This is a genomic window from Pseudomonas fluorescens, from assembly GCF_005938625.1.
GTDB lineage: Bacteria > Pseudomonadota > Gammaproteobacteria > Pseudomonadales > Pseudomonadaceae > Aquipseudomonas > Aquipseudomonas fluorescens_BD.
The window spans coordinates 26391-43728 of the sequence record NZ_VCNJ01000059.1; the positions used below are offsets into that span (position 1 = coordinate 26391).

Annotated in this window: 15 protein-coding genes; 9 read left to right on the forward strand and 6 right to left on the reverse strand. The window is 57.6% G+C overall.

What is annotated here, in order from left to right; genetic code table 11:
* Positions 1–10: 10 nt before the first annotated feature.
* On the reverse strand, positions 11–751 hold the full coding sequence (locus FGA82_RS27585; protein ID WP_141129543.1) for a thioesterase II family protein: 741 nt from the start codon (positions 749–751) through the stop codon (positions 11–13).
* 72 nt (positions 752–823) lie between these two features.
* Positions 824–1996, reverse strand: a complete 1173-nt coding sequence (locus tag FGA82_RS27590; protein ID WP_141129544.1) for an MFS transporter — start codon at positions 1994–1996, stop codon at positions 824–826.
* Between the two features lie 260 nt (positions 1997–2256).
* Here FGA82_RS27590 and FGA82_RS27595 point away from each other — a divergent pair, with 260 nt between their 5' ends.
* The 4 genes from FGA82_RS27595 to FGA82_RS27610 all read left to right on the forward strand — a co-directional run bounded on the left by FGA82_RS27595 (position 2257) and on the right by FGA82_RS27610 (position 7145).
* The gene (locus FGA82_RS27595) at positions 2257–3057 is read left to right on the forward strand and encodes a glucose 1-dehydrogenase (protein ID WP_141129545.1); all 801 of its coding nucleotides are present in this window, start codon (positions 2257–2259) and stop codon (positions 3055–3057) included.
* Positions 3050–4876 carry a glycoside hydrolase family 15 protein gene (locus FGA82_RS27600; RefSeq protein ID WP_141129546.1) on the forward strand — a complete coding sequence of 609 codons (1827 nt, stop codon included), beginning with the start codon at positions 3050–3052 and terminating at the stop codon, positions 4874–4876. The genes FGA82_RS27595 and FGA82_RS27600 overlap by 8 nt, the downstream gene beginning before the upstream one ends.
* A gap of 360 nt (positions 4877–5236) precedes the next feature.
* Positions 5237–5626 (forward strand): hypothetical protein, encoded by a 390-nt coding sequence (locus FGA82_RS27605; RefSeq protein ID WP_141129547.1) that lies wholly within the window; start codon positions 5237–5239, stop codon positions 5624–5626.
* Between the two features lie 34 nt (positions 5627–5660).
* The gene (locus FGA82_RS27610) at positions 5661–7145 is read left to right on the forward strand and encodes a hypothetical protein (protein WP_141129548.1); all 1485 of its coding nucleotides are present in this window, start codon (positions 5661–5663) and stop codon (positions 7143–7145) included.
* 53 nt (positions 7146–7198) lie between these two features.
* On the opposite strand, the gene FGA82_RS27615 is transcribed toward FGA82_RS27610, so the two are convergent.
* On the reverse strand, positions 7199–8182 hold the full coding sequence (locus FGA82_RS27615; protein ID WP_141129549.1) for a GlxA family transcriptional regulator: 984 nt from the start codon (positions 8180–8182) through the stop codon (positions 7199–7201).
* Positions 8183–8271: 89 nt separating this feature from the next.
* Here FGA82_RS27615 and inhA point away from each other — a divergent pair, with 89 nt between their 5' ends.
* The 3 genes from inhA to FGA82_RS27630 all read left to right on the forward strand — a co-directional run bounded on the left by inhA (position 8272) and on the right by FGA82_RS27630 (position 11649).
* Positions 8272–8958: an isonitrile hydratase gene (gene inhA / locus FGA82_RS27620; RefSeq protein WP_141129550.1), complete on the forward strand. Its 687-nt coding sequence runs from the start codon at positions 8272–8274 to the stop codon at positions 8956–8958.
* Positions 8959–9189: 231 nt separating this feature from the next.
* The gene (locus FGA82_RS27625) at positions 9190–9981 is read left to right on the forward strand and encodes a CPBP family intramembrane glutamic endopeptidase (RefSeq protein WP_141129551.1); all 792 of its coding nucleotides are present in this window, start codon (positions 9190–9192) and stop codon (positions 9979–9981) included.
* A 102-nt stretch (positions 9982–10083) separates the two neighbouring features.
* Complete coding sequence (locus FGA82_RS27630; RefSeq protein ID WP_141129552.1) at positions 10084–11649, forward strand: methyl-accepting chemotaxis protein; 1566 nt, start codon at positions 10084–10086, stop codon at positions 11647–11649.
* Between the two features lie 150 nt (positions 11650–11799).
* Here FGA82_RS27630 and FGA82_RS32720 read toward each other — a convergent pair whose 3' ends face one another.
* Positions 11800–11934 carry a hypothetical protein gene (locus tag FGA82_RS32720; protein WP_283242354.1) on the reverse strand — a complete coding sequence of 45 codons (135 nt, stop codon included), beginning with the start codon at positions 11932–11934 and terminating at the stop codon, positions 11800–11802.
* 218 nt (positions 11935–12152) lie between these two features.
* Here FGA82_RS32720 and FGA82_RS27640 point away from each other — a divergent pair, with 218 nt between their 5' ends.
* Together FGA82_RS27640 and FGA82_RS27645 are read left to right on the forward strand one after the other, a co-directional pair.
* On the forward strand, positions 12153–12851 hold the full coding sequence (locus FGA82_RS27640; RefSeq protein WP_064389790.1) for a hypothetical protein: 699 nt from the start codon (positions 12153–12155) through the stop codon (positions 12849–12851).
* A 79-nt stretch (positions 12852–12930) separates the two neighbouring features.
* A complete protein-coding gene (locus FGA82_RS27645) occupies positions 12931–14322 on the forward strand; it encodes a surface-adhesin E family protein (RefSeq protein ID WP_141129553.1) in 1392 nt (463 codons plus the stop codon).
* Between the two features lie 769 nt (positions 14323–15091).
* Here the strand turns inward: FGA82_RS27645 and FGA82_RS27650 are convergent.
* Positions 15092–15457, reverse strand: a complete 366-nt coding sequence (locus tag FGA82_RS27650; protein ID WP_141129554.1) for a DUF6124 family protein — start codon at positions 15455–15457, stop codon at positions 15092–15094.
* Positions 15458–16063: 606 nt separating this feature from the next.
* Complete coding sequence (locus FGA82_RS27655) at positions 16064–16429, reverse strand: DUF6124 family protein (RefSeq protein WP_141129555.1); 366 nt, start codon at positions 16427–16429, stop codon at positions 16064–16066.
* Positions 16430–17338 lie beyond the last annotated feature (909 nt).

Sequence of the window (17338 nt, forward strand, 5' to 3'; positions counted from 1 at the left end):
GTGAACCGCGCTAAAAGGCCGGCGCCGCTGCCTGTGCATGACGGCGTTGATGAACTTCCAGATGGGTCTTGATCGTGCGAATGACCCGGGCTTCGTGTTCATGAATGAAGAAATGCCCACCGGTCATCATGTCCACGGAAAAACTGCCCAGGGTTTCCTTGCTCCAGCCGATCAGTTGCTCGGTGGTCGCGCGGTCTTCCTTGCCGCCCAGCACGTGCACCGGGCAATTGAGCAAGGGCCGCTGCGCTGGCGTGAAACGCCCGCACATCATGAAGTCGGCGCGCAGCACCGGCAGGGTCAGGCTCATCAGCTCTTTGTTGGCCAGCACTTCTTCGCTGGTGCCCTGAAAAGTGCGCAGTTGATCGATCAATTCCTCATCGCTGCGCGCTTCGGCAAAGCCGCGATCGTAGTCACTGCGCATCGTCGGCGCGGCCGTGCCGGAGGCGAACAATGCCACCGGCTCCGGGGCACCGAGTTCACGAAACGCGTGTGCCAGCTCGCACGCCAGCAGCGCACCAAGGCTATGCCCGAACAGCGCATAAGGCGTTTGCAAGCCGGGCTGGTGCTCGCGGGCCAATTGGCGGGCCAGCGCACGCATGTCGATTTGCAGGGGTTCGTCGAAACGGGCACCGCGCCCGGGCAATTCCACCGGTTGCAGGTGCAGCCACGACGGCAGTTGGCGCCGCCAGCGGCTGTAGACCATGGCGCTGGCGCCCGAATAGGGCAGGCACAGCAGTGTCAGCTTTGTCACCGCGTTTACCTCAATAGGGTTATCTGTAAAAGAGAACGGATGAGGTAGCGCGGGAATTAGTCGGTGAGCCGATCACTTCAGATGACGGAAACTCTGCACCGCCGATGCGAGGACTACCGCCCCGGCAGCAATCGCCAGCCAGAACCCGCTACGGGCGCCGAAGGCATCGACCAGCGCGCCGGCGCCAGCAGCCCCCATTGCCACACCAATACTCAAACCGGTCACCAGCCAGGTCAGGCCTTCGGTGAGCTTGGCCGGCGGCACAATGCGTTCAATCAACGCCATCGCCACAATCAGCGTCGGCGAGAAGAACAACCCGGCGACGAACACGGCCACCGACAATCCAAAGATGTTGCTCGCCAACAGCAGTGGCAACGTCGTCACCGCCGTCGCCACCCCTCCGTACAAAAACAGTTGCGGCAACGGCAACTTCGAGCGCATCGCACCGAACGCGATACCGGACAGAAATGAACCGATACCGTACACCGACAACACAATACTCGCCGCTGCGGGTTGTCCCTGTTGCTGGGCGAACGCGACGCTGACCACATCGATCACGCCGACGATGACGCCCATGGCGGTCATCAACAACAGCAGCCATTGCATGTCCGTGGAGCGAATAATCGAGCCTTGATGGTGTGGCTCATGCGGATGCACCGAGGGTTCGGTGCTGCGCTGGACGACAAACGCAGTGACGCCGACCGCCAGCATCACCAATCCCGCCAACGGCCCGGCCTCGGGAAACAGCGTTACACACAATCCAACCGACAGCGGCGCACCGACAATAAAGCAGACTTCGTCGAGTACTGACTCCAGCGCATACGCAGTCTGCAATTGCGGCTGACCGCGATAGATTTCCGTCCAGCGCGCCCGCACCATTGCCGACATGCTCGGCATGCACCCGGCCAGCGCGGCGAAGATAAACAGCGTCCAGTTCGGCGCCTGCAACCGCGTGCACAGCAGCAACAGCAGCAGTGCCCCGCCGCCGATCAATGCCGATACCGGCAGAATGCGTCGCTGCCCATAGCGGTCGACCAGGCGCGATACCTGCGGCGCGCAAAACGCTGTGGCCAAGGCAAAGGTTGCCGCCACCGCACCGGCCAACGCATAACCACCCTTCAACTGCGAAAGCATGGTGATCACACCGATACCGGTCATGGAGATCGGCATGCGCGCGATCATTCCGGCCAGCACAAAATTTCGTGCACCGGGGGCGTTGAATAATTCGCGGTAGGGGTTTGCCATGGGTTGCAGCCTCAACTAGGGCCGCCAAGTTGCCATAGGGTCGGGTGTCGGGGAAGCGAGGAATTGTTGGTGGAATGTGAAGGCCCTTTCGCGAGCAGGCTCGCTCCCACAGGAGGATTTGTGTACGACGCCGATCCTTTGTGGGAGCGAGCTTGCTCGCGAAAGCGTCGGCGAAAACACTACAGCCCTTTCTGCCGAATGAACTCTCACTATTGGCAACCGGTCAGCTATGTAGGCCCTCACTCAAGGCGCGACCCCGCATGCACATCTCCCTCACCGGACAAGTAGCCCTGATCACCGGCGCCAGCTCCGGCATCGGTCACGCGTGTGCCAAAGCCCTGGCCGCAGCCGGCGCCGCAGTAGTCATCAACTACAACCGGCAGGCAGAACCAGCCGAGGCACTGGCCCGACAGATCATTGCCGATGGCGGCCAAGCCATCGCCATCGGTGCCGATGTCTCGAAGGAAAACGAAGTTGAACGGCTGTTCGCCGAAACCCTCGACACCTTCGGTTCGCTGGACATTCTGGTGGCCAACTCGGGTATGCAAAAAGACGCGCCCGCTGTGGATATGTCGCTGGACGACTGGAACGCGGTGATCGGCGTCAACCTCACCGGGCAGTTCCTCTGCGCCCGCGCTGCCCTGCGGATTTTCAATCGCCAGGGCGTTCGTGAAGGTGTGTCCCGCGCGGCCGGCAAGATCATCCACATGAGTTCGGTGCACCAGCGTATTCCCTGGGCCGGGCACGTCAATTACGCCGCGTCCAAGGGTGGTGTCGATCAGCTGATGCAGACCCTTGCACAGGAAGTCAGCCACCAACGCATCCGCATCAACGGCATCGCGCCCGGGGCGATTCGCACGGCGATCAATAAAGACGCCACCGAAGGCACTGCCGGCGAGAAGCTGCTGGATCTGATCCCTTACGGACGCATCGGCGAAGCTAAAGACGTCGCCAACGCCGTGGTCTTTCTCGCCTCGGATGCCTCCGATTACATCGTTGGCACCACCCTGTTCATCGACGGCGGCATGAGCCTCTATCCGGAGTTTCGCGGCAATGGCTGAGCATCACCTGGAACGACAAAGCCCGATCGACGCCCACGGCATCATCGGCGACATGCGCAGTGCAGCACTGGTCAACGACCGTGGCAGTGTGGATTTTTTCTGCTGGCCGGAGTTCGACAGCCCGTCGATTTTCTGTTCGTTGCTGGACACACCGGACGCGGGGATTTTCCAACTTGCCCCGGACTTGCCTGATGCCCGCCGCGAGCAGATTTACCTGCCCGACACTAACGTTCTGCAAACCCGCTGGCTGAGTGAGCGCGCGGTGGTCGAAGTCACCGATCTGCTGCCTATCGGAGACAGTGACGATGCCCTGCCGCTGCTGATGCGGCGGGTTCGTGTTGTGAGCGGCTCGGCGACTTTCACGATGCGCTGTGCCGTGCGCCACGATTACGCCCGAGCCGACACCCGAGCAGAGATGGATCAACAAGACGTGACGTTCAGCGCTGCTGGTCAACCGTCACTGCGCCTGGCTTCGGACCAGCCAATGCAGATTGACGCGCAAGCGGCGGTGGCGCAATTCACGCTCAAGCAGGATGAAACGGCGGCGTTCATGCTCGGTGCGACCGATGATCCACGATTCGCCGAAGGCGCCGGACACTTGTGCATGGAACGCACCCTGAAGTTCTGGCGCGACTGGATCGGTCAGTCGATTTATCGCGGACGCTGGCGGGAAATGGTCCATCGCTCCGCCCTCGCCCTAAAGCTGCTGACCTCGCGCAAACACGGTGCGATTCTCGCCGCCGCCACCTTCGGTCTGCCGGAAACACCGGGCGGTGAACGCAACTGGGACTACCGTTACACGTGGATCCGCGATGCCTCGTTCACGGTGTACGCGTTCATGCGCCTGGGCTTTGTCGGCGAAGCCAATGCCTATATGGGCTGGCTGCGCGGACGGGTCAGCGATTGCCACGGGCAACCGATGAAACTGAATATTCTGTACGCCATCGACGGGCAACAGGAATTGCCGGAAACCGAACTTGATCACCTGTCGGGGCACGGTGGCGCGAAACCGGTACGCATCGGCAATGGCGCGTACGATCAGATCCAGCTCGACATCTTCGGCGAGCTGATGGACGCGGTGTATCTGGTCAACAAATACGGCGACGCAATTTCCCACGAAGGCTGGAAACATGTGCGAGAAGTGGTCGATCAAGTCTGTGAGACCTGGCAGACCACGGACGTAGGCATTTGGGAGATGCGCGGTGAGCAACATCACTTTCTGCACTCGCGGCTGATGTGCTGGGTGGCGCTGGACCGGGCGATTCGTTTGGCCTCGAAACGCTCGCTGCCCGCACCGTTCGCGCAGTGGGACCAGACCCGGCAGGCGATCTACGCCGATATCTGGGACAACTTCTGGAACGAAGAGCGCGGGCATTTCGTTCAGTACAAGGGCGGCACCGCGCTCGATGGTTCGATGCTGTTGATGCCGTTGGTGCGTTTCGTCAGCGCCAAGGATCCGCGCTGGCTGTCGACCCTTGCGGCCATCGAAAAGACCTTGGTGCGTGATGGCATGGTTTACCGCTATCGCAATGACGACAGCAATATCGATGGTCTGGCCGGCACCGAAGGCGCTTTTGCTGCGTGCTCGTTCTGGTATGTCGAATGCCTGGCTCGCGCCGGGCAGGTGGAAAAGGCGCATCTGGAGTTTGAACAACTGCTGCGTTACGCCAACCCGCTCGGGTTGTATGCCGAAGAATTCGACAGCCATGGCCGGCATTTGGGTAATACGCCGCAAGCGCTGACACATCTGGCGTTGATCAGCGCGGCGAGCTTTCTGGATCGACGTTTGAGCGGGGAAAAGAGTGAGTGGCAGCCGTAATGTTCGCCAGTGACTGTAGGAAATAGCCCATAAAACGATGACTTTGTAGGATCCCTGTGGCGAGGGAATGTATCCCCGATGGGCTGTGAAGCAGCCCCAAAACCACCCGACTCATTCATCCAGAAGTACCGGAGCTTCTGAGTTTTGGGCCGCTGCGCAGCCTAACGGGGATACATCCCCTCGCCACATTTGGGCACACCTGCGGACTACAGCGGCTCAACATCCCCCACTTCAACCCTTCCCCGCAACTTGCACTTACACGCCGAAATACCCTGTTGCCAGCTGTTACATCCGCCCCTACCATCCACCGCAACGGGCACAGCGGAGCTGTCCAATAAAACCCGAATTCAAGGAACCAGAATGAGCCAGCACGTCCAGCGCACCATCGACACGCCCCTTCGCAGCGGCCTGACCCGCACCCAGCTCTGGGAAGCCGCGGACAAAGGCCTGATCAAATGCTGGGAAATCGGCCGCCAGCGCGCCACCCGCTTCCCCGACCTCGCGCAAAAATGTCTAGCCGGCGAACTGCCCGTGCTCGGCTGGAAAGGTGGCGTGAGCCGCAGCCTGAAGAAAAACGAGAAATATGGCTCGCTGAAATATCTGGCGCAGTGGCAAGGCTTGCGTAGTGAGGATCTGGATATCGATTTGAGTGAAGAGCGTTCGCTGACCTGTTCGCGGACGAAGATGCTGGTGACGTTTACACCGGATCGCAGCATGTATTTCAATCAAGTGGCGGAAGCCGAATTCTAATCTTTGAACCCATGCCAGATAGGGAGTCGAAAAAATGGCGAAGCTTCGAATTGACTTACACAAGGACGTACTTAACGAAAAGTACATTCTGATTTTGACAGCAAACAGTATTGAAAAAGCCGCACTTAACAAAATATTAAGCTATCGAAGTGATTGCGAAATAAACATGAAACATCGCGGCTGCTCGATAGGAAAAATCAACAATTTCAATGTTATTCACATCACTGGGACAAGCGGAATTTCCTCTCCAGACTCGATTTCCCGATTGGCTATAGAATTTCTCAGTAAGGAAAGATTCCCCACCCCTAAAGCAGTCATCCTTTTTGGATTTTGCTGGGGCGTTCCAGAGAAAACATGGATTGGTGATACGCTTATCAGCAACAAAATAATGTCATTTAACAGCCGTAAAGACGAGCCTCACGGCGTGACCTACAAGCCCGAAAAATATATAAGTTCCCTAGCTATTCCAGAAAGCCTTTTAGAAAATTTTACTCCATTAATATATAAAAGATTACTCGGCACTCTAGCCAGCCTCGAGTCTCTAATTTCAAATGGCGCCGACCGTGACAAGATCCTTAAATACGATGATGAAATCATCGGCGGCGAAATGGAAGCATTCGGAATAGTGCCTTCGCTGGATCAAATACCATGGCTCATTGTAAAAAATGTATCCGACTATGCGTGCAAAGACTTCAGCCGAGTTGGGCAAGAAAAATCCGCTCAGACTGGCGCAGAGCACCTACCAAAAATCGTCTCAAAAATCGTAGAGACTAATGAACTGGATATATTTCCCACAGAAAAAGATCAACTGCATATTGATGATATTCTCACGGGAAATGCTTTAGCCTTACGAAGAGATCATCGAAGCTCAGATGAACTAAATGATTATTTAAATGACATTATCGGTCCACTCCTGGCATACAAGCTCGAACGCTATAGTTCAACCGTTGAATACGAAAAAACATTTCCAAGAGAAATGTGTCGAATGATTTTGGAAATAGTGCAAAATTCTTTCAGACATGGAGGTTCGACACGCGCCACTATTTCTCTCAGCCATTCAAAAATAACAATTGAAGAAGACAAAGCATCATTTGATATTAGAACCATCTCCGGGACCAATGGTGGCGCCCAGACATGGATAAACCGGATAGAACCAAAATACATAAAAACCAACCAAGTAATCTACACAAAAAAAGGAAACGCGCAAACTTTTCACTTACCCCGCGTGCACCCGGGCTTCAGGAAAATTGTTTTAGAATGCACAGCAACCATAGTACAAAAAACCATCCGCAGCGGCTATGCACAAGAAATCTTCGAATACAATCGGGACTGCGAGTCGATATTTTTCGATGCGACTAGGACAATGATGATGTCTAGAGCACTCTCGATAACAGACGAGCTATCAAAAATATTATCCGAAGGAAAAACGGTTTATCTACTATGCGAAGACTACGAACTGGAAATGTACCAAAATTTATTCAAGGAAAAGCATCAATCATTGAAACTACTCACAAAATAGTAGCCACCAGTAATCGATAGATGTAACTACAAACTCCCACAGTAATAAAAAACTCAGTAAACTGCCTGAATTTTAGAATTACTGACCGAAAATCGCTCTCGATAAGCCTGCGGCGTTACGCCAATAGCGCGCAGGAAACTGCGGCGGAGAGTTTCCTCACTGCCAAACCCGCAATTGGCAGCGATGCGTTTGACCGGTAAACCAGTGTCGCTGAGCAATCGGCGCGCCGTCTCGACACGGATCAATTCGATCGCCCGCGCCGGGGTCTGGCCGGTGTCGGCGCGGTAGTGGCGGACGAAACTGCGTTCGCTCATGCCGGCCTGCTCGGCAAGGGTCGGGACGCCGAGGTCGCAGGTGAGGTTTTCCGCGATCCACGCGTGCAACTCATCAAAGCGATTGCCCTGATTCTGCAACGACAACGTCACGCTGAATTGTGATTGTCCACCGGGGCGTTTGAGGAACACCACCAGATGCCGGGCGACATCCAATGCGATGTCGCTGCCCAGATCTTCTTCGACCATTGCCAATGCCAGATCGATGCCAGCGGTGACACCCGCCGAGGTCCAGACAGGGCCGTCGTTGATGAAGATCGGATTCGCTTCGACGTGCAAATTCGGATGTTGCTGCGCCAGTTGCTCGCAGCGCGTCCAGTGGGTGACCACGCGACGGCCATCGAGCCAGCCGCTGGCCGCCAGCAAAAAAGCGCCTGTGCAGACCGAGGCCACACGGCGACATTTGGCGGCGTGCTCGCGTACCCAATCCACCAGAAGCACATCTTCAGCCGCCGGATAAATGCCCCAGCCACCGGCGATGATCAAGGTGTCGCTGGCCGCGTCCGGTAAAGGCTCGGCCAACACCGCCAGACCCGCCGACGACATCACCGCCCCGCCACCGCTGGCAATCACGCTCGGCGCATACGGGACTGGCAATCCGCGCTGACGGGCGAGGTCATTGGCCGAAGCAAACACCTGCAACGGCCCGGTGACGTCGAGGATCTGCATGTTGGCGAACGCGAGTACGTGGATGGTTTTGGGCATTTGGCGTAATTCGTGGGGATATTGGCGTATACGCCAGAACCTACGCGCCTACAGTGAAGCCGTCCACCCCTTTTCATGGAGCAAGAACGATGACGCTGCAGATCGGTTTTCTGTTGTTTCCGCAGGTTCAGCAACTCGACCTGACCGGGCCGTACGACGTGCTCGCGTCGTTGCCGGACGTACAGGTGCATCTGATCTGGAAGGATCTGATGCCGCTCACCGCCAGCACCGGTCTGTTGCTGAAACCGACCACCACATTCGAGGATTGCCCGTGTCTGGATGTGATCTGCATTCCCGGTGGCGGCGGTGTCGGGCCGTTGATGGAAGACGCGCAGACGCTGGACTTCATCAAACGCCAGGCCCTTCAGGCGAAGTACGTGACATCGGTGTGCACCGGTTCACTGGTCCTCGGCGCGGCGGGCCTGCTGCAAGGCAAACGCGCGACCACGCATTGGGCGTATCACGATCTGCTGCCGACGCTGGGGGCGATTGCCGTGAAGGATCGGGTGGTGCGTGACGGCAATCTGTTTACCGGTGGCGGGATTACGGCGGGGATTGATTTTGCCTTGGTGCTGGCTGAAGAGTTGGTGGGGGCCGACGCGGCGCAACTGATCCAGTTGCAATTGGAATATGCGCCGGCGCCGCCGTTCAACTCGGGCAGCCCGGAGACTGCGCCGGGTGCAATTGTCGATGAGGCACGTTTGCGGGCGGCGCCATCGCTGAAGTTGCGCACGGAAATTACCGAACGTGCTGCCGCGAAACTTAACCTGCACTAGATCCCACGCCAAACGCAAAACCCTGTAGGAGTGAGCCTGCTCGCGATAGCGGTGGATCAGCCAACATCTGCGTTGAATGACACACCGCTATCGCGAGCAGGCTCACTCCTACAGTTGATCGGGGGTTGCCGCAGGTTCGCGCACTGTCCCGCTTTGCCGCCACACCTTCACTTGTCCCCACGCCCCCACCCGTGTAGAAAGCCCTTCCACAAATTTGCACAGGGACTTTCGATGAAGGCTTTGCCATGGCTCTATCTGGCGCTTCTCAGCCTCGGTTACGGATGGTCACTGAGTTATGGCCACCTCGGCTGGCTCGCTTTGATTTCCGTGGGGCTGCTGGTATTCGCAGGCTTTGCCGTTCGCCAACAACAGGTGCCGGTCGCCCGCTTTCTCGGCCATGGTCTGTTCATCGTGCTGGCTTTGGCGCTGGCTCTACACTGGCTGCCGGGCTTCGCCAACGGGCGCGCCATCGATCCGCAGCGCTTCACCGACAACGCCGTGCCGTTCTCGATGTACCTGAACCTCGATAAACCGCTGATTGGCTTCTGGCTGTTGCTGGTCTGCCCGTGGATTGTCGCGCGGCGTTCGTTGCGCCTGAGCGTCTACGCCACCGCCCTCGCCCTGACGCTGAGCGCAGTTCTGGCCCTTGGCGGCGCGCTGTTACTGGGCGTGATTGCCTGGGCGCCGAAGTGGCCCGATCAGGCGTGGCTGTGGGTGCTGAACAACCTGCTGCTGGTGACGTTGGTCGAAGAAGCGCTGTTTCGCGGCTATATACAGGGCGGCCTTAGCCAGCGCTTCAAACACCTGCCGTACGGCGACAACCTCGCCCTGCTGCTGGCCTCGCTGCTGTTTGGTCTGGTGCATGCCGGCGCAGGCTGGACCTGGGTGTTGCTGGCAGGCCTGGCGGGCGTCGGCTATGGTCTGGCCTACCGTTTTGGCGGGCTCGGCGCGGCGATCGCCACGCATTTCGGCCTGAACCTGCTGCATTTCGGCCTGTTCACCTATCCGATGCTCGCTGGCTGAAGCAAGCGCCGTTTTGCGACGCTGTGCTGATTATTGAAAAAAAATTTCAATAAAAAGCTGTCACCGCCGACAACCTTTCAAAGCCTTGCGGATTGAAAAACCATGCGTAATAACCAGCCCATTACACAACGCGAACGGACTTTCCCGGCTCAGCAGCGGTTGATTTCCACAACCGACGCCAAGGGCGTGATCACCTACTGCAACGACGCTTTCGTCGAAATCAGCGGGTTTTCGCGTGAGGAACTGATCCGTGCGCCGCACAACCTGGTCCGTCACCCCGACGTCCCGGCTGCGGTGTTTTCGCACATGTGGGGCACACTGAAACAAGGCTTGCCATGGATGGGCATTGTCAAGAATCGCTGCAAGACCGGTGACCATTACTGGGTTAACGCCTATGTAACACCGGTGTTCGACGGCAATCAGGTGGTCGGTTACGAGTCGGTGCGGATCAAACCCACCGCCGAACAGATCCGCCGTGCCGAAGCGCTCTACCAACGCATCAACCAGGGCAAGTCGGCGATCCCTTCCACGGATAAATGGCTGCCGGTGCTGCAGGACTGGTTGCCGTTCATTCTGGTCAGCCAGTTGAGCTTCATGATCGGCGCGACCCTGAACTCGCAGTGGGGCTTCGCCCTCGCCGCCGGTTTGTCGGTGCCGCTGGGCCTGATGGGCCTGCAATGGCAGCAACGCGGGCTCAAGCGCCTGCTGCGTCTGGCCGAGCAGACCACCTCCGATCCGCTGATCGCGCAGATGTACACCGACAGCCGTGGCGCCCAGGCGCGTCTGGAAATGTCGATCCTCAGCCAGGAAGCACGCCTGAAAACCTGCCTGACCCGCCTGCAGGACACCGCCGAACACCTGACCGATCAGGCCAAACAGTCCGACGCCCTGGCGCACAACAGCTCCAGCGGTCTGGAACGTCAACGCGTGGAAACCGAACAGGTCGCCACCGCCGTCAACCAGATGGCCGCGACCACTCAGGAAGTGGCGAGCCACGTACAGCGCACTGCTGACGCCACTCAGGAAGCCAATCGCCTGACCGGTCGCGGTCGTGACATCGCCGGCGAAACCCGCGAAGCCATTCAGCGTCTGTCGGTAGTTGTCGGTGAAACCGGCCTGACGGTGACCCAACTGGCCAAGGACAGCGACGAAATCGGTGGCGTGGTTGACGTGATCAAAGGCATCGCCGACCAGACCAACCTGCTGGCACTGAACGCTGCGATCGAAGCCGCGCGTGCTGGCGAGATGGGCCGTGGTTTTGCCGTGGTGGCAGATGAAGTCCGTCAACTGGCGCAACGCACCAGCGAATCGACCGGGCAGATTCATGCCTTGATCGCCAAGTTGCAGCAGACGGCTTCGAGTGCCGTGCAGACCATGGAAGCCGGGCATCGTCAGGCGGAAGAAGGTGTGGCGCGAGTGCTGGAAGCGGATCAGGCGCTTGTTGGTATTAGTGAAGCGGTGGCTAATATCACCGACATGACCACGCAGATTGCTGCGGCGACCGAAGAGCAAAGTGCGGTGGCTGAAGAGATCAGCCGCAACATCAGCAATATTTCGGAGTTGGCGGATCAGACGTCGGAGCAAGCGCATAACTCGGCTTTGCTGAGTGAAGAGCTGACCAAAACGGCGAATACGCAGTACTCGTTGGTGGAGCGGTTTAACCGCTAACAGCAAAAAATCGCAGCCTGCGGCAGCTCCTACAGATAATCGGTGTAGGAGCTGCCGCAGGCTGCGATCTTTTTGACGTTGGAAACCCGGACGGCGAAAGCTGTCCGGTTTTATTGGTTCCGGGATTGGTGACGTCTGGCACACCGCGCATCACTGGGAATAGAGAGTTTTCCCGTTGACGTTTTCCGCCAGGACCAGCAACGGCTGACTGGCCAACAGCGCCGCGAACGACGTGCACACCAGATATTTCATGCGCCTGGATAATGTAGTCAACAGGTCATCCATGACAGGTCTCTCGCATTAGAGCGCGAGACGCTAGCTTGTGGGGCTGTGCGTGTGTCCAGCGAGTTTTCCGATGCGCACTTCCACGTCCTGGCAGCAGCTGAATTCAGGCGCCGGAACTCGATCGCCGCAATAGTGGCACATTAATATCCACCACCCCTTCAGAATTCCTGCATGCGGACGACAACCTCCGCAAGTCCGTTTCTTGTTGTGAGTCCTTCATGAAGAAGATCGCTGTCCTGATGTTCGCCGTTCTGTTCCTGGCCGGATGCGCCAACCAGAAATTCAAGCCCGAATACCGTACCCAAATCCACACCGTGAAAATCCTCGCGGTGTCATGGAAACCCCGGGAAATGAGCTATATGGGACGCGAACAAGCATGGGGCGCCGCCATTGGCGCGGGCGTCGGCACCGGCGTAGGTCTGGCGGCGGGCGCTGGCAAAATCGGTACAGCGGCACTCGGCGGTGCCGGTTTTGCCGCTGGTTTGAAGGCCGGCGACTTGGCCTCCATGTCGACCGTCGATGCGATCCTGTACAACATGGAAACCGCCAACATCAACCTCGGCGACTTGGTGAAAACGAGCTTCGAAGAAAAACTCGCCGCCAGCGGCCGCTTCAAAATCGTCGGCGACAACGAACCGGCGGACGCGCAGATTGAACTGACCGTATTCAACTGGGGCTTCGCCCTGACCCAGGGCTTCAGCAGCGTGGTTTACCCGACCATCGCGGTCAACGGCGTGATGAAGCGCGGCGACGAGTTGATCTGGCAGCGCAACGAGCCGATCACCGCGTTTAACGGCGCCAACACCTACGGTTATGAGCCGCTGCGCTATCGCACTGAACCGGAACTGGTACGCACCGCGTTGACCGGTGTTTCGCAGATTGTCGGCGACTATCTGGTCAAGGATTTGAACGAGTAAGGGTGATGGCGCTGCGCTGAGCCCAAGCAGAGCTATATGAATCGTAATGCCTCTTTCAATCGATCCCCCGGAGAGTTCCGTGCAGCGCATCATTCTTTGCATCAGCACATTGCTGCTGGCCGCTTGCGTCACCCAGCCCAAAAATACCGACCGCCAGGCAGTGTTGCTGGCCCAGCCGTTGACACCCAACAGCCTGATGCGTGAAGGCGACGTCATCAACTTTCAGGTGATCGAGCCGCGCGATCCGCAATCCGTGGTGGTACAGCGCTTCCAGTACTCGGCGGCCTGCAGCACGGCGCAGATCAACGAAGTGTATTCATTCCTGTTGATGCGCCACATTTATCCGGGCAATCCGGGCCACTATGCGCCGGCGAGGGCGTTGCCCGAGCGTTACCACGCCACACTGCTGAACAACCGCGACTTCCTCCAGGCATGCAAAAACCTGCCCGTCGCCGATTGGCGCAAAGTGGCGCAAGACGACACGGGTCGTTGGTTGCTGGTCGATAAAAACAACCTGCAAAACAAGGCCGGGCAAGTCGATGTATGGATGGCCTACGACGAGCCGAAAACCCGCCTCAACCTGGTCAATAGCGCACCGTTCACCCAAACTCGCGAGCACTACACGTACGATTGCGCTACACGCAATTCCACGCTGCTGGCCCGCTATTTCCTCAACGCCGACAACCAGGTCACCGACGGCAAAATCGACATGTTCCCCGAGACCAAAGCGATCACGGCGTCCGAGGCGGACAAGTCAAAAATGGTTGAACTGGTGTGCAACGCACCAACGTCAATCGCCAGCCTGCCGGCGCTGACCCGACGCAGCAAAGCGGCGGTAGATGCCAACGCTATCCCCGACATCAACCCGAACGTGCTGAAAAGCATCGAACAGCTGCACCTGCCGAAACCACTCAAGACCCTGACTTACCTGGACCTCGCCGGAACCGCCAGCAATAGCAAAAAGAGCTGGCCGGAACGCACCGAATACTTCATTTCCACCGATCCGGTCACCCAACAACTGAGCATTGACCATAAGAGCGAAAACCTCGTCGGCCATCAAATCAGCTGGCGCGGCCTGCTCACCCTGTCCGGTCGGGAACAGGCCAAACTGTCCCGCAACACCCTTGTGATCGACAATTTGAGTTTCCGAGGTGATTGGCAGCAAATGCGCGTCGGCAGCCAACTGGGCTACACCCGCCAAGGCAGCATCAACAGCAACCTGATCGGCTCGCTGGGGGAAGAACCGGTTACCGTGGATTGCACCGTCGACAGCGAGTCACCCGCCAAACTGCTGAACCCGGCGTTGAGTGGTAACGCCAAAGCGATCAGTTGCCGTGATCAGCGCAAGAGCTTGAAGCCCGTGCCGATGGATCATTATTACTATCTGGTGGATTACGGTTTTTTCTATCACGCTAGTACGGATAAAGGCGACGGGATTGCGGTGGATATGCACGTGCAAAGCGTGAAGTAGGCGGCGACGGGACGCTGAAATAGCGCAGCCATCCCGCGTCGCCCTTTTTACACTTGAAAGCCCGGCAAGCGAGCGCTTCCGGGCCTTTTGTTTGTGATCTGGGATTTTTGGGGGCTGGCAGATCGTCATCGCGAACAGGCGAAGGCCTATATTGGATCTGCGGTGATCACAGGTTTATGTACCCGGTCACGATCCCCTGTAGGAGCGAGCCTGCTCGCGATGAGGCCTTCTCTGCCGACGACGATCTCACTCAAGCAATGCAGACACTGCCTACAACTGCGCCAGAATGAGCCGACTGGTGCTCGTTGAGGCCAGGTTCTATTGTTTGCCGGTCGCTACTCAATCACGCAGGCCAGCCCGCATGAATACACACTCCACCCGAAAACCCGACAAACAGAAATTTTGTGAAGAACTGACATTCCTTGATGTTCGGCAAGCCGCGCGTGATGGGCAGAAAGTGTTCGATGAATTTGTGATCACTGGCAGGCTTCCCACTACAAAGTAAATTAAAAGATCGCAGCCTTCGGCAGCTATTCACCGATCACGGTAGGAGCTGCCGAAGGCTGCGATCTTTTGATCGTGGAAGCCCGGAAAGCGAAAGCATTCGGGCTTTTTTATTGCCTGTCTGAAATTGATGTCGCTTGTCATACCGTTATCGCGAGCAGGCTCACTCCTACAGGGGGTCGTTGTCGGGCTCACAATCTGTGATGACCGCAGATCCAATGTGGGAGCGAGCCTGCTCGCGATGAGGCCATAACAGCCAGCGAAATTACTGAGGCAACTTCAGCTTATCCAACAGTCGATTGACCAACAGTTCGTTGAGCATGATCACCTGTTGCAGCGCCAGCAGCGGCTTGCGTTCCGGGCCGCCTATTGAGTTGGCGATGTTACCGGCCATGGCGTGGGCGTATGAAAGCGACTCGCTCGCCTCGACCAGCAGGGTTTCGTCGTCCAGCGTAGGGTCGACGAGATAGACGGGGCGAAACTTTGGCGAGTTTGGCGGAGCCGCCAGGGCTTCGGGTCGGAGGTAGTAGTCGAGGGCGCGGTCGGTTGCTTCTTTGATCTTTTGCGGGCTGAGCGCTGGGTCGTGGGGGATTGGATCGGTGGGTGGTGGGTTTGGTGTGATTTTGAACATGGATGAAACTCCTATCGCAGTTTAAGGAGCCATCACTCTCGCTACCAAACGAGTGGGTGGTGGCCATACGCGGGTTGGTAGACCGGCTGCAATAGGAACCCGGCGCTCACGAGTGAGCCCCACGCATGACCACCATTGAACTGGGCCTCTACAAAGAGACAGAACAGGGTGTTGCCACACGGCTATTACAGACGGGCTACCAAACCCGATCACTGATTTGCAGTGACAGGCAAACGATATAGCCCGGCCCATAGCCGTGTAAGCCGGCGGATTCTGGCGTACGCGTAGGTAACGGCGCAAGGTGTTGTAGGCCCTGCGGCGTAACGGATTGTGTGATTTAAACGTGCTTACAGGATTGCGTTTACCGACAGAAAAATCCGCAAATGCCCTGTTCTTTTGATGGTGTCTGTCAGACCGCTTTCGCGAGCAAGCTCGCTCCCACATTTGGACCGGATGCAATCAGTTAGAGGTTGGTCGACTCTTAGGCCGCCATCGCGAGCAGGCTCACTCCTACAGGGGATCGTTGCCGGGCACTCAATCAGTGATCACCGCAGATCCAATGTAGGAGTGAGCCTGCTCGCGATGAGGCCATAACAGCCAGCGAAATTACCGAGGCAATTTCAGCTTATCCAACAGTCGATTGACCAACAGTTCGTTGAGCATGATCACCTGTTGCAGCGCCAGCAGCGGCTTGCGTTCCGGGCCGCCGATTGAGTTGGCGATGTTACCGGCCATGGCGTGGGCGTATGAAAGCGACTCGCTAGCCTCGACCAGGAGGGTTTCGTCATCCAGCGTGGGGTCGACGAGATAGACCGGGCGAAACTTGGGCGAGTTTGGCGGGGCCGCCAGGGTTTCTGGTCTGAGGTAGTAGTCGAGGGCGCGATCAGTCGCTTCTTTTGTCTTTTGAGACTCAAGCGCTGGGTCGTGAGGGGTTGGGTCTGTGCCCGGAGGGTTTGGCGTGGCTTTGAACATAAATATCTAATTCCTGAACAAGGGCCGCGACCGTTCTCTACTAAAAGAAGGGTGGCGGCTGTGCGCAGGTTAGTAGACCGGAGGAATTAGCAAGACCGGCGCGCTCGAAAGCGCCCTGAGCACAGCCACCATTGAGTACAGGCAAATGCGCCTGACTTAATGGGACCTATGCACTTACTAAAACCATACGGGCTACTAAACCCGACCACTGATGGGCAGTGGCAGGCAAACGATATAGCCCGCGCTATGGTCGTGTAAGCCGGCGGATTCTGGCGTACGCGTAGGTAACGGCGCAAGGTGTTGTAGGCCCAGTGGCGTAACGGGTTGTGTAATTTAAACGTGCTCACAAAATCATGTTTACGCACAGGAAATGCCGGACAGAGAGCGGTTCAAGTTTTTATCGTGTCAGCGAAATAGCCCCTCACCCTAGCCCTCTCCCGGAGGGAGAGGGGACTGACCTGAGGTGTTCGGGCGAGGTACGCCGACGTGAAATACCGGGGCGAACTCAGATTCTGAAACAGATCAAAAGCCCCTCACCCTAACCCTCTCCCAGAGGGAGAGGGGACTGATCGAGGTGTTTGGGCAAGGTACGCCGACGTGCGATACCGAGTTGAACTCAGATTCTGAAAAGCTCAAAAATCGGCTCCCTCTCCCTCCGGGAGAGGGCTGGGGTGAGGGGAAAATCCACCACAAATCCAAAGCCGAACACCCGCTCTTCGCCAATAGGCCGAGTGTCAGCTCGCCTGCTTTTGATCTTGATCCACGGGCGACGTCGGAAGGCTGAGTGGAGGGATTGATCCGGGGGTGGGAGCGCAGCGACCGTTTGGCGCAGCCAAACACAGCGAGAGGAGGTGCAGCGAAGCAAACCGTAGGCGCTGCGCCCGGATCGATCCCGCAGCGAAGGAACCC